At 72.1% G+C, this 20,443-nt stretch carries 18 protein-coding genes; 4 read left to right on the top strand and 14 right to left on the bottom strand.

What is annotated here, in order from left to right; translation table 11 throughout:
- Window positions 1-42: 42 nt before the first annotated feature.
- From ACZ6A9_RS28395 to ACZ6A9_RS28355, 9 genes are all read right to left on the bottom strand, one after another.
- Window positions 43-879, bottom strand: coding sequence for a pentapeptide repeat-containing protein (locus tag ACZ6A9_RS28395; RefSeq protein ID WP_468990936.1), 837 nt, complete (start codon window positions 877-879; stop codon window positions 43-45).
- Between the two features lie 169 nt (window positions 880-1,048).
- Window positions 1,049-1,975 (bottom strand): GNAT family N-acetyltransferase, encoded by a 927-nt coding sequence (locus tag ACZ6A9_RS28390; RefSeq protein WP_468990933.1) that lies wholly within the window; start codon window positions 1,973-1,975, stop codon window positions 1,049-1,051.
- An 88-nt stretch (window positions 1,976-2,063) separates the two neighbouring features.
- Entirely contained in the window at window positions 2,064-2,855 is a 792-nt protein-coding gene (locus tag ACZ6A9_RS28385) for an enoyl-CoA hydratase/isomerase family protein (protein ID WP_468990929.1), read from the bottom strand.
- Window positions 2,852-4,117, bottom strand: coding sequence for a cytochrome P450 (locus tag ACZ6A9_RS28380; protein ID WP_468990926.1), 1,266 nt, complete (start codon window positions 4,115-4,117; stop codon window positions 2,852-2,854). The genes ACZ6A9_RS28385 and ACZ6A9_RS28380 overlap by 4 nt, the downstream gene beginning before the upstream one ends.
- A 98-nt stretch (window positions 4,118-4,215) precedes the next feature.
- Complete coding sequence (locus tag ACZ6A9_RS28375) at window positions 4,216-5,514, bottom strand: cytochrome P450 family protein (RefSeq protein WP_468991274.1); 1,299 nt, start codon at window positions 5,512-5,514, stop codon at window positions 4,216-4,218.
- 118 nt (window positions 5,515-5,632) lie between these two features.
- Window positions 5,633-6,235, bottom strand: a complete 603-nt coding sequence (locus ACZ6A9_RS28370) for a GTP-binding protein (RefSeq protein ID WP_468990923.1) — start codon at window positions 6,233-6,235, stop codon at window positions 5,633-5,635.
- On the bottom strand, window positions 6,210-6,584 hold the full coding sequence (locus ACZ6A9_RS28365) for a DUF742 domain-containing protein (protein WP_468990921.1): 375 nt from the start codon (window positions 6,582-6,584) through the stop codon (window positions 6,210-6,212). The genes ACZ6A9_RS28370 and ACZ6A9_RS28365 overlap by 26 nt, the downstream gene beginning before the upstream one ends.
- The gene (locus ACZ6A9_RS28360) at window positions 6,581-6,982 is read right to left on the bottom strand and encodes a roadblock/LC7 domain-containing protein (protein ID WP_190099164.1); all 402 of its coding nucleotides are present in this window, start codon (window positions 6,980-6,982) and stop codon (window positions 6,581-6,583) included. Before ACZ6A9_RS28360 ends, ACZ6A9_RS28365 begins: the two co-directional genes overlap by 4 nt.
- A complete protein-coding gene (locus tag ACZ6A9_RS28355) occupies window positions 6,979-8,184 on the bottom strand; it encodes an ATP-binding protein (RefSeq protein WP_468990917.1) in 1,206 nt (401 codons plus the stop codon). The genes ACZ6A9_RS28360 and ACZ6A9_RS28355 overlap by 4 nt, the downstream gene beginning before the upstream one ends.
- Before the next feature lie 470 nt (window positions 8,185-8,654).
- Here ACZ6A9_RS28355 and ACZ6A9_RS28350 point away from each other — a divergent pair, with 470 nt between their 5' ends.
- Window positions 8,655-9,353 carry a response regulator gene (locus ACZ6A9_RS28350; protein ID WP_468990914.1) on the top strand — a complete coding sequence of 233 codons (699 nt, stop codon included), beginning with the start codon at window positions 8,655-8,657 and terminating at the stop codon, window positions 9,351-9,353.
- A 47-nt stretch (window positions 9,354-9,400) separates the two neighbouring features.
- Here the strand turns inward: ACZ6A9_RS28350 and ACZ6A9_RS28345 are convergent, their stop codons facing one another.
- Genes ACZ6A9_RS28345 through ACZ6A9_RS28325 form a run of 5 tightly spaced genes read right to left on the bottom strand, consistent with a single transcriptional unit; the run spans window position 9,401 to window position 16,775 of the window.
- Window positions 9,401-10,006 carry a vitamin K epoxide reductase family protein gene (locus tag ACZ6A9_RS28345; protein WP_468990909.1) on the bottom strand — a complete coding sequence of 202 codons (606 nt, stop codon included), beginning with the start codon at window positions 10,004-10,006 and terminating at the stop codon, window positions 9,401-9,403.
- Window positions 10,003-10,695 (bottom strand): respiratory nitrate reductase subunit gamma, encoded by a 693-nt coding sequence (gene narI / locus ACZ6A9_RS28340; protein WP_468990905.1) that lies wholly within the window; start codon window positions 10,693-10,695, stop codon window positions 10,003-10,005. The genes ACZ6A9_RS28345 and narI overlap by 4 nt, the downstream gene beginning before the upstream one ends.
- On the bottom strand, window positions 10,695-11,480 hold the full coding sequence (gene narJ / locus ACZ6A9_RS28335) for a nitrate reductase molybdenum cofactor assembly chaperone (protein WP_468990902.1): 786 nt from the start codon (window positions 11,478-11,480) through the stop codon (window positions 10,695-10,697). Before narJ ends, narI begins: the two co-directional genes overlap by 1 nt.
- Before the next feature lie 47 nt (window positions 11,481-11,527).
- Complete coding sequence (gene narH / locus ACZ6A9_RS28330) at window positions 11,528-13,072, bottom strand: nitrate reductase subunit beta (RefSeq protein ID WP_468990899.1); 1,545 nt, start codon at window positions 13,070-13,072, stop codon at window positions 11,528-11,530.
- Window position 13,073: 1 nt separating this feature from the next.
- A complete protein-coding gene (locus ACZ6A9_RS28325; protein ID WP_468990897.1) occupies window positions 13,074-16,775 on the bottom strand; it encodes a nitrate reductase subunit alpha in 3,702 nt (1,233 codons plus the stop codon).
- 451 nt (window positions 16,776-17,226) lie between these two features.
- Here ACZ6A9_RS28325 and ACZ6A9_RS28320 point away from each other — a divergent pair, with 451 nt between their 5' ends.
- The 3 genes from ACZ6A9_RS28320 to ACZ6A9_RS28310 are packed head-to-tail and all read left to right on the top strand — an operon-like array spanning window position 17,227 to window position 20,425.
- The gene (locus ACZ6A9_RS28320; RefSeq protein ID WP_468990894.1) at window positions 17,227-18,474 is read left to right on the top strand and encodes a TIGR04053 family radical SAM/SPASM domain-containing protein; all 1,248 of its coding nucleotides are present in this window, start codon (window positions 17,227-17,229) and stop codon (window positions 18,472-18,474) included.
- A complete protein-coding gene (locus tag ACZ6A9_RS28315) occupies window positions 18,471-19,979 on the top strand; it encodes a multicopper oxidase domain-containing protein (RefSeq protein ID WP_468990891.1) in 1,509 nt (502 codons plus the stop codon). The genes ACZ6A9_RS28320 and ACZ6A9_RS28315 overlap by 4 nt, the downstream gene beginning before the upstream one ends.
- A complete protein-coding gene (locus tag ACZ6A9_RS28310) occupies window positions 19,979-20,425 on the top strand; it encodes a hypothetical protein (RefSeq protein WP_468990887.1) in 447 nt (148 codons plus the stop codon). Before ACZ6A9_RS28315 ends, ACZ6A9_RS28310 begins: the two co-directional genes overlap by 1 nt.
- The last annotated feature ends 18 nt before the right edge of the window (window positions 20,426-20,443 follow it).

The raw sequence follows: 20,443 nt of genomic DNA, 5'->3' as shown, positions 1-20,443 counted from the left end.
CGCGGACCCCGGGCAAGGTACTCGCCGGACGGGCCCGGCCGGTCACCAGTGGGCGGGGCGGCTGAGCGCGGGCGGCAGCACCGTGGCCGCGTCGCCCCTGGCGGAGTTCAGCTGCGCCTGGGTGAGGAAGAGGGCGCCGGTGAGGTCGGCGCCGCTGAGGTCGGCGTCGCGCAGGTCGGCCCCGATCAGATCGGCGTCCCGCAGGTCCGCCCCGCTGAGGTCGGCGGCGACGAGCAGGGCGCCGCGCAGGCTCGCCCCCCGCAGACCGGCGCCGGCGAGCTTCGCGCCGACGAGATCGGCCCCGCGGTGGTTCTTCCTGCGGCCCGGGACGTGGGCCCGGGCGAGTTCGCCGGCCCGCAGCAGCAGCACGTTGACCTCGCCGCGCAGCGCGTGCACGTCGAGGCCGGCGATCGACTCGGCGCTGCCGCGGGTCAGGCCGTCGATCCGGTCCCGCGCACGCCGGAGTTCGCCGTGGACGGGACGGGCGGGAGCGAGACCGAGGGCTTCGGTGATGTACCAGAGCAGTTCGTGCAGCTGCCGCACGACGGGGAAGACCTCGACCATGGCCTGCGCCGTCTGTGGCGCCTCACGCCAGTCGGTGCCGCCGAAGGTGACCTGGGACACCTTCTGCCCGGCGCCGAAGCAGTCGAAGACGGTGCAGCCGGCGTAGCCCTTGTCGCGCAGCCGTTCGTGGATGCCGCAGCGGAAGTCCGTGCGGAGGTGGGAGCACGGCCGTCCGGCGGGCTTGGTGACGGCGAAGTCGGCCGAGCGGGCGAACGGCAGGGCCACGCAGCACAGGCCGAAGCAGGCCGCGCAGTCGGCCCGCAGGTCCTCGCGGTACCCGGGGGAGGGGAGGGGGACTCCGTGCTGTGATGACACCGTGCGTGCTCCCGTCGGGCGGCGAGCACCGCACACCGCGGAGCTCCGTGATCCGCCCGTATTCTCGCAGACGGCGCCCGTGGGGCCGTGGTCGCGGCCCGTGCGGGCGCCGGCGGGCGACGACCGCCATGAAATCCACGGGCTGCCGCGAACCTGCGGCACCGGGCCGTCAGTTCACCACCGTCTCCCAGGTGTCGACGGCGTAACGCACCGTCAGGCCGTGCCGGTCGTACAGGCGGGGCGCCCCGGTGGTGTTCTCGGTGTCCACGCCGAGGCCGACGGTGTCCCGCCCCCGCGCCGCGAAGGCCGCGAACGCCCGCCGCAGCAGGAATCCGCCGAGCCCCCGGCCGCGCGCCGGGGGCAGCACACCGAGGCTGCGGATCCACCCCATGGCCTCGCGGTCGTTGCGCGCGAGCAGGAAACCGGCGTCGCCCAGATCGTCGGTGGACACGATCCACACCAGCGACCAGTCCAGGCCCTCGGCGTCGATGTCGTGCACCCAGTCCCCGTAGGCGCGCGGCTGGAAGTCGAAGTGGTCGGCGAAGGACGCCTGGTACAGCTCGTGCACCCGCCTGCGGTCCGCCTCGGCGGCGCAGTCGCGCACGCGCACGCCGGCGGGGACCTGAGGCACCGGGTCGCGTGCGGGGTCCAGGGGGCGGTGCAGGACGTGGTAGCGGCGGACGACCCGCCAGCCTCGGGCGCGCAGCAGTCCGGTGTCGAGCGTGGGCGCCACATTCAGGTGCAGATGCACCACCGCCCGTTCGGCCCCGTTCTCCCGTGCCTTCTCCAGTGCCCTGGCCTCCATGGCCTCGAGCATCCGGGCGGCCGCCTCCTGGTGGTCGGGCAGGACGTACTGGTCGATGTCCACGCGCTCACCCTCGGACTCGTCCCACAGCAGCCCGTAGGCCACCAGCAGGTCTCCGTCCCAGGTGAGCCAGGAGTCCCGCTCCAGGTCGGTTCCGGGGTGCTTCAGGTCGGCCTGGACGGCGTGCAGGTCGGTCTCGGGTCCGCCGATCTCGATCTCGTCGACCTTGTTGAGCAGTGCGGTGATGGCGGGCGCGTCGGTGAGCGCGGCGGGACGCTGCGAGTAGGGCATGGGAACCAAGGGTCGGCGCGGGGAAGGCGCCGCGCAACGCGTTTTCCCGTGAGGGCCACGCGTCCCCCGTCGCGTGGCCCGCCGGAGGTCAGCGTGCCGAGCCGGTGTGGCGCTGCTCGGTGAGGATCGCCGTCAGCAGTTCCGGGTCGAACACCGAGACGTCGGCGAGACGGGTGGGGGCGGCGAGGGAGTTGAGCATGGCCTTGGTGACCCGTACGGCGGAGGCCGGCCGCCGCAGCACGGGTCTGGCCCAGGCCATGACGGCGGCGTCCAGCGCGTCACGCGGCACGACCTTGTGCAGCACCGACAGACCGAGGGCCTCCTGGGCGTCGAAGACCCGTGCGGTGAGGATCAGTTCCCGTACGCGGGCGACCCCCACCTCGCTGATCAGCCGGGGGAGCAGCCCGCCCCAGGCGGGCGGCACCCCCAGGGCGAGCTCCGGCAGACGGAAGGTCGCGGTGTCGACGCCCACACGCAGGTCGCAGGCGAGCGCGAGGCCGACGCCGGCGCCGACGGCCCTGCCCTGGACGCGGGCGATGGTGACGGCCGGGTTGGCGGTGAGCGCCTCGCACACCCGCAGGGCCTTCGCACCCGAGACGCGGATGCCGCCCCCGGTCGGATCGTCGTCGAGGTGCCGGGGGAACTCCCGCCGGTCGCCACCGAGGCAGAACTCCTCCCCGGCGGCGGCCAGCACCAGGACCCGGACCGCGGGATCCTGGTCGTCGAGGACGGTGAGGAGGTCGTCCAGCATGGCGTCGCTGACGGCGTTGCCCTCCTCCGGGAGGTTCAGCTCCACGGTGAGCAGAGGGCCCTGCCGGTAGGTGCGCAGGGTCTTGAGTATGCGGTCGACGGGGAGCTCGGCGATCGGCTGGGCGTTCATATCGATACTTTCAGTGACGTGATGCGGCGGAAGACGAGCCGGGAGTTGTCGTAGGAGGGGGCACCGACCGGCCGGAGGGTGGGGAAGCGCTCGAGCACCTGGGCGATCACCTCGTGCGCCTCGAAGCGCGCGAGGGCCGCGCCGAGGCAGTAGTGGGGGCCGCTGCCGAACGTGATGTGGCCTCCCGCGCGCAGGATGTCGAAGACGTGCGGGTCCGGGTTGCGGCGCGGGTCGTGGGCCGCCGACCCGTAGAGGATGTGGACGGTGGTGTCCTTGGCGATGGGGGTGCCGGCGAGGACGGTGTCGTCGGCGGCCACATGGGAGTTGAGCCAGACCGGGGGGTCGTAGCGGAGGGTCTCCTCCACGAGGTCCTCGATGTGCTCCGGGTGGGCCCGGAGCCAGTCCGCCCGGCCGGGTTCCCCGGTGGCGAACCGCACCGCGTTGGTCAGCAGCACCGCGCTGGTCTCCAGCGAGGCGATGGTGATGAACATCGTCAGGTGGTAGATCACCCGCGCCGCGGCGGCCGGGTCGTGCGGGTACTGGGCGTCCCAGTGGTGGATCCAGCCGGTGAGGACATCGTTGCCGGGGTGCGCCCGCCGGTGGCTGATCAGCTCACTGAAGAACTCCCGCATCTCCAGCGTGGCCCGGCCCGCCTGCGCCAGTTCCTCCTTGGTGGGCAGCAGTTCCTGGGCGTAGGCCTGCCGGTGGGCGAAGTCCAGGATGTGCGCGTGGTGCTCCTCGGGGATGCCGAGCCACTCACCCACCGTACGGACCGGCAGGAGTTCGGCGACCGTATGGACGAAGTCGGCCTCCCCGTCGGCACGCAGGCGCTTGTCCAGGTCGTCCAGGAGCCCGGAGACCAAGGTGGCGATCCGGGGACGCATGCTCTCCAGGGTGGAGCGGTCGAACGGGTTGCCCAGGGCGCGGCGCTGGCAGGTGTGCGTCGGGGCGTTGATGCGGGACAGGGTGCCCGTCAGCTCCTGGGTGGCCGGCTCCTGCCAGCGTCTCGGGTCGGGTTGCCGTTCCTGCCAGGCGAAGTCCGGCACCAGCCAGTTCCTGCCGCGCAGGACCTGGCTGCATGCCTCGAACGAGGTGACGAAGTAGGCGCCCCAGGGGGCGCGTACGACGTCCCCCAGGGCGCGTAGCCCCTCCCAGACGGGAAGGGGGTCGGCCTGCCCTTCGGCCGAACGCAGGTGGCGGAGGAGGGAGATGACGGCTCGCCGGTCGTGGACGGACCCGCGTATGTCGCCAACGGCGGTCAAGTGGAGCTCCTTAGGCTGAACGCTACCGTTACCGCCGGAACCTACCCTTCCACCCACCCGTGTCATGTGTCGTTCGGTGTTGCTCCCGTCACATGCAGTCAGACGCGGAACACGTCCAGGAAGCTGCTCCAGAACCCCTTCTTGCGTGCCGGGTCCTGCCGGACCGGCTCGGACACGGTCGCCGTCATGGGCTGCGCACCGGCGGCCGGGCTCCGGTCGCGGAGCGCGGCCGCCGTACGGGTGGCCGGTGTGGGGGTGAAGGTCACCGGCAGGGTCACCAGCGCGCGGTGGAACGGCCCGGGCCGCCACTGGAGTTCCCGCTCCGCCACGGTCAGGGTGAGGTCGGGCAGCGCGTTGAGCAGCCGCTCGATCGCGGTGGTCGCGATGACCTGCGCCGGATCCTTCGCCGGGCAGGCGTGCGGCCCCGCGCCCCACGCCAGGTGGGCGCCCTTGCTGTGCGCGCGGCGGGCCTCGTCCAGCGCGGGATCGCCGTTGGCGCCCGCGAAGGAGATCACGACCGGGGTGTTCGCCTCCGCCACGTGTCCGCCGAGATCGACGTCCTGCACGGGGTAGTGGGTGGCGTAGTTGGCGATCGGCGTCTGGTTCCACAGCACGTGATCGAGTGCCTCCTCGATCAGCATGCCGCTCTGCCTGCCGCCGCTCCCGGACAGCAGCAGCATCAGGGAACTGCTGATGAGACTGCGTTCGGGTTCGATGCCGGCGCCCATCAGCAGCACCAGCTGGTCCTTGAGCTCCTCGTCGGTCAGCCCGGCGGGGTGCTGGATGAGCCAGGAGGTGACGTCGTCGCCGGGGCTGCGCCGCTTCAGCGCGATCAGCTCCATGAGCGAGGCGGTGAGCTCCTCGTTCGCGCGCAGCGCGTCCTTGCCGTCGAAGATCGCCGACACGGCGGTGGTGACGGTGTCGCCGATGTCCGCCGGGCAGCCGAACAGCTTGTTGAACAGCAGCAGCGGCAGCAACTTGGCGTAGTCACCGAGCAGATCGGCCCGGCCCCGCTCGCTGAACTGGTCGATCAGGTAGTCGGCGATCGGCTCGACGTCACGCCGGATCCGCGTGGTGCTGAGCCGGGCCAGGCTGTCCACGACGGCCTTGCGCAGCCGCAGGTGCACGGCGCCGTCGGTGAACAGACAGCTGGGCCGGTACGCCATCATCGGCAGCACCGGGCTGTCCATGCTGATGCGGCCCTCGTTCAGGGCCTTCCAACGGCGGGCGTCGCGCGCGAACAGCTCCGTGTTCTGCAGCACCCGCAGCGCCATCTCGTGCTCGACGACCAGGGTGGCGTCCACACCGGGGGCGAGTTCGACCGGACCCGCCGGGGCGTGCTCGCGCAACCGCTCGTAGACCTGGTGGGGATCGGTGGCGAACGCGGCGTCGTGCATGGGGCATCTGCCGGCGGTCGCCGTGGACGTGGAGTGAGGATCCATGAAGTCTTCCTTAGTGATCCGGGAGCCCGGGGCCCGGGGATCCGGGGCCCCGGGCCGGGCGGACGCGGGGAGGTCAGGCCGCGCGCTCGAGCAGGTGCCGCACCAGCGCGATCAGCGCCATCGCGGACGACTGCTGCTCGCGGGCGTCGCAGTAGACGACCGGAGTGTCCGGCAGCAGGTCCAGCGCCTCCCGCACCTCCGCCTCGCTGTACGTGGCGGCGGGGTCGAAGCAGTTGACGGCGATGGCGTACTCCAGGCCGTACCGCTCGACGAGGTCGATGACCGGGAAGGTCTCCTCCAGCCGCGCCGGGTCGACCAGCAGCAGCGCCCCGAGGGCACCACGGGCCATGTCCTCCCAGAGCTGCATGAAGCGCTGCTGACCGGGGGTGCCGAACAGGTACAGCACCAGGTCGTCGCTGAGGGTGAGGCGGCCGAAGTCGAGGGCGACCGTGGTGGTGGTCTTGTCCGTGACTCCCCTGAGGTCGTCGACGTGGACCGACGCCTGGGTCATCTTCTCCTCGGTGCGCAGCGGAGTGATCTCCGACAGCGAGCCGATGAGGGTCGTCTTGCCCACGGCGAAGTGCCCGACGACGAGGATCTTGGCGGCGTTGGTGACCTCGCTGGAGACGTAGATGGACTTCTGCGCCGTCTCAGCCGATGAGGGATTGGAGTCCATTCAGAACCTTCTCGAGGGTCGCTCTGTCAACGTTCTGGGCCCGGGGCGGCTCGGCCCGGCGCAGCAGGTGCCCCTGTTCCGCTAAATCGGTGAGCAGCAGCCGGGCCACCCCGACGGGCAGGCCGAGGTGGCCCGCCACCTCGGCGACCGACAGGTAGCCACCCGCGCACAGCTCCCAGATCGCCCTGACCTCGGGACCGGCCCCGAGCGGCAGCGTCCGCTCGGGAGCCAGGGTGACCAGGGTGTGCAGCGCCAGCTCGTCGGAGGAGGGCAGGTCACGCCCGCCGGTGATGACGTACGAGCGGACGAAGTCGCTGGTGACGGGTGCTTCCTCGCCGGGCGTGGTCATGCGCCGGCACCGTTGTCGGAGCGCGGCGCCACGCTCATCGCCTTGCTCAGCGCCGTCACCGTCTTCTGCATGCGGAACGACATGGCCTCCATGTCGACGTCCGGCGCCGCGGAGACCGCCAGGTAGGCACCCTGCCCCGCGGCGATCAGGAAGATCCAGCCACCGTCGTACTCCAGCAGCGTCTGCTTCCAGATGCCGTGCCCGGCCCCCACGAAGCCGGCGACCGCCCGGCTGAGGGACTGCATGGAGCTCATCGCGGCGGCGTTGGTCTCCGCGTCGTCACGTGAGATGTCGTCCGAACGCTGCAGCAGCAGGCCGTCACCCGAGACGAGGACCGCGTGGCGGGCTCCACGCACCTCGAGCACGTCGTTCAGCACCCACGACAGGTCGGTGTTCACTGGTGGTCAGGTCCTTCCGTGGTGTTCGTGGTCCGCCCGAGCTGCGTGCCGCGAGCGAACGCCCCCAGGCGGGACGCGGTCACCTCACCGGCCGACTCGGACGTCTGCTCGTCGATGGCGGGCTCGGGGGCCGGCACCACCGAAATGGGTCCCTGACGCCGTCGGCGCTTGGGCAGTCCGCCGGATGTCGTGCCCACCACGTGCGACGGGCCCACCGGGACCGGGGCCAGCCGCTGCGGCGCGCTCTCCTGGCTCTGCGCCGCGGGCTCCCGCGCGGGCTCGGCGGGGGTGACGGCCTCGGCCGCCAGAAGGCTCTCCGGAACTCGGATCACTGCGCGCACTCCGCCGTAGGGGGAAACCGAACCGACGGAGACGGCGAAGCCGTACCGCGCGGCGAGCATGCCGCACACCGCGAACCCGAAGCGCGGGGGGTCACCGAGACCGGTGATGTCGACCGGGCCGTCGGCCGACAGCAGGGTCGCCGCGCGGTCCTTGGTCTCCTGGTCCATGCCGAGACCGGCGTCGTCGACGATGAAGCACACGCCCGTCGGAACGGCCTGGATGTTGACCTCGACCGGTGTGCCCGGAGCGCTGTAGGTGGTCGCGTTGTCCAGCAGTTCCGCCAGCACCACCGCCACCGGCTCCACCGCCTTGCTGGAGACGGCGACGCTGACCTGGGCGTGGATGCTCACCCGGTTGAAGTCCTTGATGCGGCCCTGCGCGCTGCGCGCCACGTCGTAGACCGTCGCCACGCCTTCGCGCCGGCCCAGCCACCCGCCGCAGAGCACCGAGATGCCCTTGGCCCGGCGGCCGAACTGGCTGCCGGTGTGGTCCACCGCCATCAGGTCGGCCAGCACCTCGGTGTCGTTGCCGTACTTCTTCAGCAGGCCGTCGAGCAACAGCTGCTGCTCCTCGGAGAGCGACTGCAGGGTGCCCATCGCCGACTTCAGCACGGCCTTGGTCGACGCTTCCGCGTCCCCCCGGACGTTCGCGAGGTCACCGCGGTGCTGGTCGCCCAGAGCGGATATGTGTCCCTGGAGCTGGTCGATACGTCCCTGCGCGTGGCCCAGGTGCGTCTCCAGGTCGTTCTTGGTTCTTCGGAGCGCCAGATTGGTTCTCCGCGCCCGCACCACGGCGAAGACCGCGGCTGCGAGCACCACAAGCAGGATCCACAGCAGTGGATCCTCGATCAATGACGTCATGAGACTCTCTTCAAGTCGCATCGCGCCGGGAGTGCGGGAAGACCGCGCATCCGTGAGACGGGTCCGGCCGTCGGGCGGCGCGGATCCACGGGCGGGACCAAGCCTCAACTCCTCAGCGGTGGGGCCTTAGAGACTGTCCCCCGTACGCGTGCATGACGCGCCGCCAGCCTACTGAAAGTAAGATCATCTTAGCAGTCGACTGGCGGCAACACGCCTGCCCCGAACATTACTTGACTTCTCTCACGAGACCCACACACCGAAGTGGTTCTCCGGCCGACGGCTGAACGGAGGGCGACCTGAGTGCGCCGCCCGGAACGGAAGGAGTCCGTCCGGGGCCGTCGGCGGCCGCTACCGTACGGGTGCTCATGGGGACGGAATCGGGAAAACAGGGGCCGACCGGCCCTGGCCGTCAGGCCCTGGACCGGCGAGGATCGTGGCGGAACACTGCACGCGCAAACGAGGAGCACGCGATGGCGGACGGCGAGCAGCCCGGCCCCGACAACCCGATCCGGGTCTTCCTGCTGGACGACCACGAGGTGGTCCGGCGCGGGGTGCACGACCTGCTGAACGACGAGCCGGACATCACGGTGGTCGGTGAGGCCGCCACCGTCGCACAGGCCCTCGTCCGTGTCCCCGCCCTCCGCCCCCAGGTCGCCGTCCTCGACGTCCGGCTGCCCGACGGGGACGGCGTCAGCGTCTGCCGCGAGCTGCGCTCGCAGCTGCCCGACCTGGCCTGTCTGATGCTGACCTCGTTCGACGACGAGGAGGCCCTGCTCGACTCGATCATGGCCGGGGCCTCCGGCTACGTGCTCAAGCAGATCCGCGGATCCGACCTGGTGACGGCCGTCCGCACGGTGGCCCGGGGCCAGTCGCTGCTCGACCCGAGCGCCACCACCAAGCTGATGGCCCGGCTGCGCGGCGGGGAGCGCAAGGAGGAGGAGCGGCCGGACGCGCTGCCCGGGCTGACCGACCGGGAGCGGGAGATCCTCGAGCTGATCGGCGAGGGGCTCACCAACCGGCAGATCGGCCAGCGGCTGTACCTGGCCGAGAAGACGGTGAAGAACCACATCTCCCGCCTGCTGGCCAAGCTCGGTGTGGAGCGCCGCATCCAGGCCGCCGTGATCGCCACCGAGGCCCGGGACCGTCTGCGCCACGACGGCGGCCGCTGACACCGGCGGGCCCCCCTCCGCTCGTGGGAGGGGGCCCGCCGGCCTGCTCACAGCAGGCTGCTCCAGTAGGTCCAGAAGCGGGTCAGGACCAGCAGGACGATGACGCCGTACCAGCCGGCCAGGAGGAGCCAGTGGCTCTCCAGCACCACGTCCACGGCGGCGCGGGCGCCGCGCGGGACGGGGAGGACGCCGTGCCGGAGGTTGTGCAGGGTCAGGTACCAGAACAGCGCGATGGTCACCAGCCAGACGACGACACAGTACGGGCAGAGACGGTTCAGGTCGTACAGCGACTGCCAGACCAGCCAGTGCACGAAGCCCACCGCCCCCAGCGCCCCGGCGTTCAGCGCGAGCCACAGCGCCCGGGGCAGCCGTCCCCCGGCCAGCACGGTCAGACCGAGGGCGGCCACCGCGGCGAACGCGCCGAGGCCCAGCAGCATGTTCGGGAAGCCCAGCAGGTTCCCCTGCCAGCTCGCCATGGCACTGCCGCAGCCCACCACGGGGCTCACGTCGCACGACGGCTCGTACGCCGGATCCTTCAGCAGACGCCAGTCGTCGACCGTCAGCCGGAACGACGCCAGCCAGCCCACCGCACCGGTCACCGCCATCAGCCACCCGGTGCGCCGCCCCGACGTGCCGGCCACGGTCGCGCTCATGCGGCGCGCCGCCGCCGGTAGACCACGTAGGGACGGACCAGGTAGCCGACCGGCGCGCTCCACACATGGACCAGACGGGTGAACGGCCAGGCCGCGAAGAGCAGACAGGCCGTGAGGGCGTGCAGCTGGAACAGCAGCGGGGCACCCGCGATGGCCCCGGGCTCCGGCGAGAGGGCGAACAGGCCGCGGAACCACACCGAGACGGTGGAGCGGTAGTCGTACCCTGCCCCGAACACGTTGTGCGCGGCGGTGGCGGCGATGCCCAGCAGCACGGTCGCCGACAGCAGCGGGAAGAGCACCTTGTCACTGCGGTCGGTACGGTGCCGGATCCGCGGGCTCAGCAGCCGGCGGGCGCACAGCATGCCGAGACCGACGACCATGGCGACCCCGGCGACCGAACCGGCCCACACGGCGACGCTGTGGTAGGCGTGCTCGTCGACGCCCACCGCCTCCGTCCAGGAGGCGGGCACCGCCAGCCCGACGACGTGCCCGGCGATCACCATGAACGCGCCGAGGTGGAACAGCGGACTGCCCCAGCGCAGCCAGCGGTGCTCCAGGAGCTGGCTGGTGCGGGAGGTCCAGCCGAACTGGTCCTGCCGGTACCGCCACACGTGCCCCACGGCGAACACCGCGAGGCAGACGTAGGGGACGGCGACCCAGAGGAGGAGGTCGGCTCCGGAGGTGTTCATCAGCGGTCTTCCTGACGGTGCGGGGCGGTCGGCGGAGCGAGGGTGGGCGGGGCAGGGGCGGGCGGGACGAAGGCGCCCGGCGGCGCGAACTCCCCGGCCCCGTACGGGTCGAGTCCGACGTCCTCGTTCGGCGGACCCTGGGCGGCCAGTTCGGCCACCGCCCGCAGGTCGGCCGCGGTCGGCGGCGGCAGCAGCTCCGTCAGCGCGGCGAGGACGTGCCGGTAGGGCGAACCCGCGTCGGACAGGGCGCGGTGCACCAGCTCGATGCCGCGCCGGTGCTGGCGCAGCGGCGCCTCGCCCCTGCCGGGGCCGGCCAGCGCGGCGAACTCCAGGACGACCGGCAGGTGGTCGGGCAGTTCCCCGCCGTCGGTGTCCCAGCCGGCCGCCCGGTAGCGCTGGGCGAGGGTGAGCAGCGCCATGCCCCGGCGGCGGGTGTCGCCGTGCAGGTAGTAGGTGAGGTAGAGGCTGCTGCGGCGGCGCAGGTCGAACGTCTCGACGTAGTGCCGCTCCAGGGCGTCGGTCTCCTGGCCGGTGAACCAGGCGGTGAACTCGGCCAGGTGCCCGGTCGCGGACGACGGCGGCAGCGCCGCGACGGTGCTGCTGATCACCGGGCGGGCGGCGGCGAGTTCGGCGTCGGGGTACTGCAGCAGCAGCGACATCAGCCGCAGCAGCAGCGCCCGCTGCTCCGTCTCCTCGGGGGAGAGCGGTACGGGCCGGGTCGCTCGGGGGGCCCGGTCCGGGCGGCGCAGAGCGGCCCGGACCCTGGCGCGGACGATCCCCGGCATGGACGGGAGTCCCCCCGGGCGCTGGGCGCTGGGGGAGGGCAGCGGGGTCACGGTCGGCCTCCGGCGGGGTTCTCGGGGGAGCGGCGGCGCAGTGTGGGGATGCCGAGCATCACGCGGCGGCCGTCGCCGGGAGCCGGGTCGCCGGAGGACTCGACGGGGCAGCGGTTCTCCATGGCGGTCAGCGCGGCCGCGTCCTCCTTGTGCGCGGCGGGGACGACGTAGCGGTCCTCGTACTTGGCGACGGCGAGCAGCCGGTGCAGGTCCTCGGCCTCCCGCGCGGTGAGGCCGACGGCCTTGACCACGGCCTCGTCGCCCTCCTCGCCCAGGGTGCGCTCCCGCATGTACGAGCGGAGCGCGGTGAGCTTCATCAGGACCCCGCCGACGACATCGGTGTCCCCGGCGGTGAACAGCTCGGCCAGGTACTCCAGCGGGATGCGGAGCCGGGTGACGGCGGCGAACACGTGGTCGGGGTCGTCCTGGTTCCCGCCGGCCGCGTCGACCGCGTCGAGCACGGGGGAGAGGGGCGGCACGTACCAGACCATCGGCAGCGTGCGGTACTCCGGGTGCAGCGGGAGCGCCACCTTGTACGTCGACACCAGCGCGTACACCGGGGAGCGACGAGCCGCGTCCAGCCAGTCCTCGGGGATGCCCGACTGCCGAGCCGCGGCGACGACCTCGGGGTCGGAGGGGTCGAGGAACACGTTCCGCTGGGCGTCCAGCAGGTCCTTCTCGTCGGGAGTGGCCGCCGCCTCGCCCACCCGGTCGGCGTCGTACAGCAGCAGCCCGAGGTAGCGCAGCCGGCCGACACAGGTCTCGGAGCAGACGGTGGGCTGACCGGCCTCGATGCGCGGGAAGCAGAAGGTGCACTTCTCGGCCTTGCCGGTCGCGTGGTTGACGTACACCTTCTTGTACGGGCACGCCGTCACGCACATCCGCCAGCCGCGGCACTTGTCCTGGTCGACCAGGACGATGCCGTCCTCGACCCGCTTGTACATCGCGCCGGACGGACACGCCGACACGCAGGCCGGGTTGAGGCAGTGCTCGCACAGCCGGGGCAGGTGGAAGAGGAAGGTCTGCTCGAACTCGAACCTGACCTTCTCGGCCCACTCGCCCGACAGGTTGGGGTCGCGGCCGGCGTTCTCCGGGGCGCCGCCGAGGCCGTCCTCCCAGTTGGCACCCCAGGTGATGTCGGTGGGCTTGCCGGTGAGGACCGAGCGGGGCCGGGCGACGGGCATGTCGGGCCCGGCCGGGGCGCTGATGAGGTTGTCGTAGTCGTAGGTGACCGGCTCGTAGTAGTCCTCGAGGGAGGGCAGGTCGGGGTTGGAGAACAGCGACAGCAGCCGCTTGACCCGGCCCCCGGAGCGCAGCACCAGGCGTCCGCGCTTGTCGAGCATCCAGCCGCCCTTCCACTGCTCCTGGTCCTCGTAGCGGCGGGGGTAGCCGACGCCGGGCTTGGTCTCGACGTTGTTGAACCAGGCGTACTCGACACCGGTGCGGTTGGTCCACGTCTGCTTGCAGGTGACCGAGCAGGTGTGGCACCCGATGCACTTGTCGAGGTTCATCACCATCGCGATCTGTGCCATCACGCGCATGTCAGTACTCCACTTGCTGGCTGCGGCGACGGATGACGGTGACCTCGTCCCGCTGGTTGCCGGTCGGACCGTAGTAGTTGAAGGCGTACGTGAACTGGGCGTAGCCGCCAGCCAGATGGGTCGGCTTGAGCAGCAACCGCGTCAGCGAGTTGTGCATGCCGCCGCGTCTGCCGCTGACCTCGGTCTTCGGCACGTTCACGTTGCGGTCCTGGGCGTGGTACATGTACACGGTCCCCTCGGGCATCCGGTGGGTGACCACGGCCCGGCAGGCGACCACGCCGTTGCGGTTGTACGCCTCGATCCACTCGTTGTCCTTGACGCCGATCTTCTCGGCGTCCTCCAGCGACATCCAGATGACAGGACCGCCGCGGGACAGGTCGAGCATGTACTTGTTGTCCTGGTAGTTGGAGTGGATGGACCACTTGGAGTGCGGGGTCAGATAGCGGACCGTGACCTCCGCCCGGCCGCCCTCGTGCAGCTGCTCGTCGCCGTAGTGCCGCGGGGTGTTCAACGGCGGTCGGTACACCGGTAGCTGCTCGCCGAGCTCGGTCATCCAGTCGTGCTGGACGAAGAAGTGCTGGCGCCCGGTGAGCGTGTGCCACGGCTTGAGGTGCTCGGTGTTGATGACGAACGGGGAGTAGCGTCGCCCGCCGGTCTCCGAGCCCGACCACTCGTAGGACGTGATCACCGACCGCGGCTGGGTACGGGTGTCGGCGAAGGTGATCCGCTCGGCCTCGCGCTCGGAGGCGAGCTCCACCAGACCCTCGCTGCCGGTCTGCCGCTCGAGCTCGCGGAACCCCTCGGTGGCCAGGCGGCCGTTGGTGGTGCCGGACAGGGCCAGGATCGCCTCGCACATGTCGGAAGCGGTGGCCAGCGACGGCCGGCCGGCGGCCACACCCTCACGGACGGTCCCGCAGCGGCGACGCAGGTCCTCGATCTCCCGGTCGGGACGGACGGTGACGCCCTTGGTGGTGGTGCCCAGGGTGTCCAGGAGCGGGCCGACGGCCCGCATCTTCTGCGCCGTGGCCGGGTAGTCCCGCTCGACGACGACGAGCTTGGGCATGGTGCGGCCGGGGACCGGATCGCACTCTCCGGTCTTCCAGTCCCGCACCACCCCGCCGGGCTGCGCGAGTTCGTCGGGAGTGTCGTGCAGCAGCGGTACGGCCAGGACGTCGGTACGCCTGCCCAGGTGCTCGGCGGCCAGTTCGCTGAACCGGTCGGCGATGGTGAGGAAGCTGTCGTAGTCGGTGCGGGCCTGCCAGGGCGGGGAGATGGCCGGGGTGAAGGCGTGCACGAAGGGGTGCATGTCCGTGCTGGACAGGTCGTCCTTCTCGTACCAGGTCGCGGCCGGCAGGACGACGTCGGAGAGCAGACCGGTGGAGGTCATCCGGAAGTCCATGGTGACCAGCAGGTCGAGCTTGCCCTCGGGCGCCTCGTCCCGCCACACCACCTCCTTCGGGCGCTTCTCCGGCGGGGTCTCCTCGGAGCGGACGGCCGCGTCCGTGCCGAGCAGGTGCCGCAGGAAGTACTCGTTCCCCTTGCCGGAGGAACCCAGCAGGTTCGCCCGCCACACGGTCAGGACGCGCGGGAAGTTGGCCGGGTCGTCGGGGTCCTCGGCCGCGAACCGCAGGCGCCCGGACTTCAGTTCGTCCACGATGTGATCGGCGACCGGGCGCCCCTGTGCGGCGGCCTCGTCCGCCAGGTCGAGGGGGTTGCGGTTGAACCCGGGGTGGCCGGGTGTCCAGCCCAGGCGCACCGCCTGAGCCAGGCAGTCGGCGAACCCCTTGCCCGCGAAGCGCCCCTCACCCAGCGGGGAGGCCAGCTCGTCGGGGCCGAAGGCCTCGTAGCGCCACTGGTCGGAGTTCAGGTACCAGTAGGAGGTGCCGGCCATGTGCCGCGTGGGCCGCTGCCAGTCGAAGGCGAAGGCCAGATGCTGCAGACCCGTGACCGGGCGCACCTTCTCCTGGCCGACGTAGTGGGCCCAGCCGCCGCCGTTGACGCCCTGGCAGCCGGTCATGGTGATCAGCGCCAGGAACGCCCGGTAGATGGTGTCGGAGTGGAACCAGTGGTTGGTCCCCGCGCCCAGAGCGATCATCGAACGCCCCTGCGTGCGCTCGGCGTTGCGGGCGAACTCCCGGGCGATCCGGGCCGCCTGCGCCGCCGGGACGGACGTGATCGTCTCCTGCCACGCCGGGGTGTACGGCTCGTCGGCGTCGTCGTAGGAGGACGGCCAGCTGCCCGGCAGGCCCGGCCGCCGCACACCGTACTGGGCCAGCATCAGGTCGAAGACCGTGGTGACCCGGCGCCCGCCGACCGTGCGGACCGGCACCCCCCGGACCATGGTCGTGCCGCCCTCGGTGGCGCCCTCGTCGAAACGGGGCAGGACGACCTCGGCCGTCCCCTCCGCCCGCTCCAGCAGCGTCAGTTCGGGCGTCACCTCGCCGAGGTCGAGGTTCCAGCGGCCCTGCTCGCCCTTCGCCCAGCGGAAACCGAGCGAGCCGTTCGGCACGACCGGCTCGCCCGTGGCCGAGTCCAGCAGGACGGTCTTGGAGCCGGCGTTCTCCTCGTCGTGGCCGAGGTCGGCGGCGGTCAGGAACCCGTCCGGGACGAGACGGCCCCCCTCGTGCTCGCGCAGGGTGAGCAGGAACGGCGCGTCGGTGAACTTCCGCAGGTAGTCCCGGAAGTAGGGCACCTCACGGTCGACGAGGAACTCGCGCAGGATGACGTGGCCCATCGCCATGGCCAGCGCGCCGTCGGTGCCCGGGTGCGGGGACATCCACTCGTCGGCGTGTTTGACGTTGTCGGCGTAGTCGGGGCTCACCGCGACGACCTTGGTGCCGTTGTAGCGGGTCTCGGTCAGGAAGTGCGCGTCGGGTGTGCGGGTGACCGGGATGTTGGAGCCCCACATGATCAGATAACCGGCGTTCCACCAGTCCGCGGCCTCCGGCACGTCCGTCTGGTCGCCGAAGACCTGGGGGGAGGCGACCGGCAGGTCGGCGTACCAGTCGTAGAAGGACAGCAGGGTGCCGCCGATCAGCGACATGAACCGGGCGCCGGCCGCGAACGACGCCATCGACATCGCGGGGATGGGGGAGAAGCCGGCGACGCGGTCCGGACCGTACCGCTTGACCGTGTGCACCTGCGCGGCGGCGACCAGCTCGGCCACCTCGTCCCAGTCGGCGCGCACCAGACCGCCCTTACCGCGCGCCCGTTTGTAGGCGCGGGCCTTGGCCGGGTCACCGGTGATCTCCGCCCAGGCCGCGACCGGATCGCCCAGCCGCTTGCGGGCCTCGCGCCACATCTTCAGCAACGCGCCCCGCACGTACGGGTAGCGGACCCGGCTCGGGGAGTAGGTGTACCAGGAGAACGACGCACCGCGCGGACAGCCGCGCGGCTCGTACTCGGGGCAGTCGGCGCCGATCGACGGGTAGTCGGTGGCCTGGTGCTCCCAGGTGATGATGCCGTCCTTGACGTACACCATCCACGAGCAGGAACCGGTGCAGTTCACCCCGTGGGTGGAGCGCACCACCTTGTCGTGGGACCAGCGGTCCCGGTAGAAGCCCTCCCACTTGGGGTCGCCCTCACCGAAGACCGCGCGTCCGTCGGACGACACTTCCCGGCGGTTCAGCAGTCTGCGTGCCGCCAGTGGCCAGGTCCCCGGAACGGACGTGTGTCCCCGGCGTGCGCTTTGATCGTTCTCCATGGCCGGAAACCTAGGTTCCCGACCGGGGCCGCGGCCTTGGGTCGAACGGCCCCGGTCACCCGTCTTTCGGCCCGCTCTCCGCCGCATGCCCGGGCCACTGGTCCCGCGGATCCCTCCGGCAACCCTCGACGACGTGGACGCCGTGCGGGGCGGGGCCCTTGCGCCAGGCCGTCCCGGGTCCTCGGAGGACGGAAGGGGACCAACGGCCCACCGGTCCGGGACTGATCGGCCGCCGTGCGACGGGACCCGGTGCGGCAGGCTGACACCGACCGACCCGGAGGTGTCCCGTGTACGACCGCAACCCGTATCCGTCCGGCAATTACCACCGCCGACTCCCCTCGCGGATGCCGCGCGCCGTCCGGGCCGGTCACCGGCGGGCCGACCGGGGCGTCTGCCCCGACTCCCGCGTGGCCGGACGGACGCAGCGCGTCCGCAGGTCCGGGGGCACCCGGTGAGCGGCGCACGAGCGATCCGCCGGCAGCACCAGGACGCCGGCGACCGGCCGTTCATCGTCATCTGGGAATCCACCCGGGCCTGTCCGCTGGCCTGCCTGCACTGCCGCGCCGAGGCGGTGCCCGACCGCGACCCGCGCGAGCTGGACACGGACGCGGCCAAGGACCTGCTGCGCCAGGTCGCCGCGTTCGGACAGCCCGCCCCGCTCTTCGTCATCACCGGCGGAGACCCGTTCCAGCGCCCCGACCTCAACGAGCTGATCTCCTACGGCAAGGAGGTGGGGGTCCGCGTCGCCGTGTCGCCGTCCGGCACCCCGACGCTCACCGGGGAGCGGCTGCGGGAGGTGCACGATGCCGGCGCGGTGGGACTCTCCCTCAGCCTGGACGGGTCCACCGCCGAACTGCACGACGGCTTCCGCGGCGTGCCCGGTGTCTACCGGTGGACGCTGGACGCCTGGGACACCGCCCGCGCGATGGGCATGAAGGTGCAGATCAACACCACGGTCACCCGGCACAACCTGCACGACCTGCCGGACGTCGTCCGTCTCGTCCGCGACCACGGGGCGATGCTGTGGAGCGCCTTCTTCCTGGTGCCCACCGGACGCGGCCGGCACCTCGGCGTCCTCACCCCGGCCGAGACCGAGGACGTACTGAACTTCGTGTACGACGTGGGCCTGACCGTGCCCGCCAAGACGACCGAGGCCCACCACTTCCGGCGGGTCGCGCTCCAGCGCACGATCCTCGCGGACACCGGTGACGACCACGTGGAGGTACTGGGGCTGGGCCCGCTCTACCGTGAGTTGCGGGCGCGGAGCGCCGAGCTGGGCCTGGACGCCGGGGGCCGGCGGGCCCGGCGCCCGCCGCTCGACGTCAACGCCGCCCGCGGCTTCGTCTTCGTGTCGCACACCGGCACCGTGCACCCGAGCGGCTTCCTGCCGCTGGGCGCGGGCAGCGTACGCACCCGTCCGCTGGCGGAGATCTACCGCACCTCGGAGCTGTTCACCGGCCTGCGGGACGCCGACGGACTGGGCGGCCGCTGCGGACGGTGCGAGTTCCGCCGGGTCTGCGGCGGCTCCCGGTCCCGGGCGTACGGCGTCACCGGTGACCCGTACGCCGAGGAGCCCTGGTGCGGCTACCAGCCCGGCTCCTTCCCCTACCAGCGGGAACTGGCGGCGCTGTTGCCCGGTGCCGGCCGGCCGGCCGCAGAGGGCCCCGTCGTGCCGCACCCCCGAGGCCCGCACCGATGAGCATCGTGACCGTCGACGCCGGCGTGGTGCCGGCAGCGGTCGCCGGTGCGGCGTTCGTCGCCCTCACCGCCGCGGTCCTCCTGCGGAGCGCACGCGGCGGGCGCGGCGGGGCGGACCGCTCCGCCGCCTCCTCAGGGCGGCCCGCCCTGTGGGGAACGGCGGCCGGCGCGGCGCTGACCGTGCTGGCCGTGCTCGCCGCCAACAGCGGTGGCGGGGCCGGGGATCCGGTCGCCGCCGGACCCGGAACAGGTGGTGCCGCCGCCACCCGCACCGTCGAGGTCACCCTGGGGAACATGCGGGTCCGTCCCTCCCGCATCGACATCACGAAGGGCACCGCCCTGCGTCTGGTGGTCACCAACACCGACGCCCAGCGCCACGACCTCCGGGTCGCGGACGGACCCGCCACCCCGCTGCTCTCCCGCGGCCAGAGCCGCACCCTCGACCTCGGCCCGGTCACCGGGGACCGCGAGGCCTGGTGCACCCTTCCCGGGCACCGTGCGGCCGGCATGACCCTGGACATCGCCGTCCGCGACACGGACGGCGACTCCAGCCACCAGGCGGCCGGCGACGCACCGGGCGAGGCGGCCGGCGACGCACACGGCGGCCACTCCATGACCACGGACGGCGGCGCGGGACTCGACCTGGGCGCCGGCTTCTCCCGGGGCTGGCGAGAGCGCCCCGCAGAGCTCGCCCCCGCCCCCGGCGGGCAGCTCCACACGGTTGAACTGCGCGCCGGCCACACCACCGTCGAGGTGGCTCCTGGCGTGAAACAGCAGATGTGGACCTTCGGCGGCACCGCCCCCGGCCCCGTCCTGCGCGGCAAGGTCGGCGACGTCTTCGAGATCACCCTGATCAATGACGACAAGGGCATGGGCCACGGGATCGACTTCCACGCTGGGTCCCTCGCCCCCGACCGGCCCATGCGCACCCTCCTGCCCGGCGAACGCCTGGTCTACCGGTTCCGTGCGGAGAAAGCGGGAGCCTGGCTCTACCACTGCAGCACCGCTCCCATGCTCCAGCACATCGGCAACGGCATGTACGGCGCCGTCGTCATCGACCCGCCCGGCCTGGGGAAGGTGGACCGCGAATACCTCCTGGTCTCCTCCGCGCTCTATCTGGGCACCCCCGGCAGCACCGCCCAGGTGGCCAAGATGCGCGAGGGCGACCCCGACGCCTGGGCCTTCAACGGCGTCGCGGCCCAGTACACCGAGCGGCCCCTGGACGCGCGGGCCGGGGAACGGGCCCGGTTCTGGGTGATCGACGCCGGACCGAGCGACCCCGTCGCCTTCCACATCGTGGGAACCGTCTTCGACACCGTGTACAAGGAGGGCGCCTACCTGTTGAAACGCGGCGAGCCGGGCGGGGCCCAGGTACTCGATCTGGCCCCGGCCCAGGGCGGGTTCGTCGAGACCACGTTCCCCGGGGCCGGGCACTACTCCTTCGTCGACCACGACATGCGCCGCGCCGAGGCCGGGGCGCACGGCACCGTGGAGGTGAGCCCGTAGTGGACGCCGTAGGACCGTGGTCCCTGGTGCGCTTCGCCCATGTGGCCGGCGCCGCACTGTGGGTGGGCGGGCAGCTGGCCCTGTCCCTGGTGATCCTGCCGCTCGCCAGGCGCCTGCTCGCTCCCGAGGCCAAGGACCGCTTCACCGCCGAGGCGGGACGCCGCTTCGGGATGCTGACCGGGGCGTTGTTCCTGCCGGTTCAGATCGGTACGGGCATCGCCATGGCCTGGCACAAGGGTGTCACCTGGGCGTCCCTGGCCGAACCGGGCTACGGCCGTACGCTCGCGGCCAAGCTGGTGCTGTTCGCCCTGGTCATGGCCGCCGCGGCCGGCCACGGCATCGCCCACTCGCGTCACCGCACGGACCTGGCCCGCGCCCTTGCCGTCGTCTCCCTCGTGTGCTCCCTGGGAGTCGTCCTGCTCGCCACCGCCCTGCCGGCCACGTAGGGGACCTCACGATCGGGC

This window comes from Streptomyces sp. NPDC041124 (assembly GCF_055592385.1).
The sequence above is the reverse complement of the archived record's forward strand: the minus strand, read 5'-3'. Positions and strand labels throughout refer to the sequence as shown.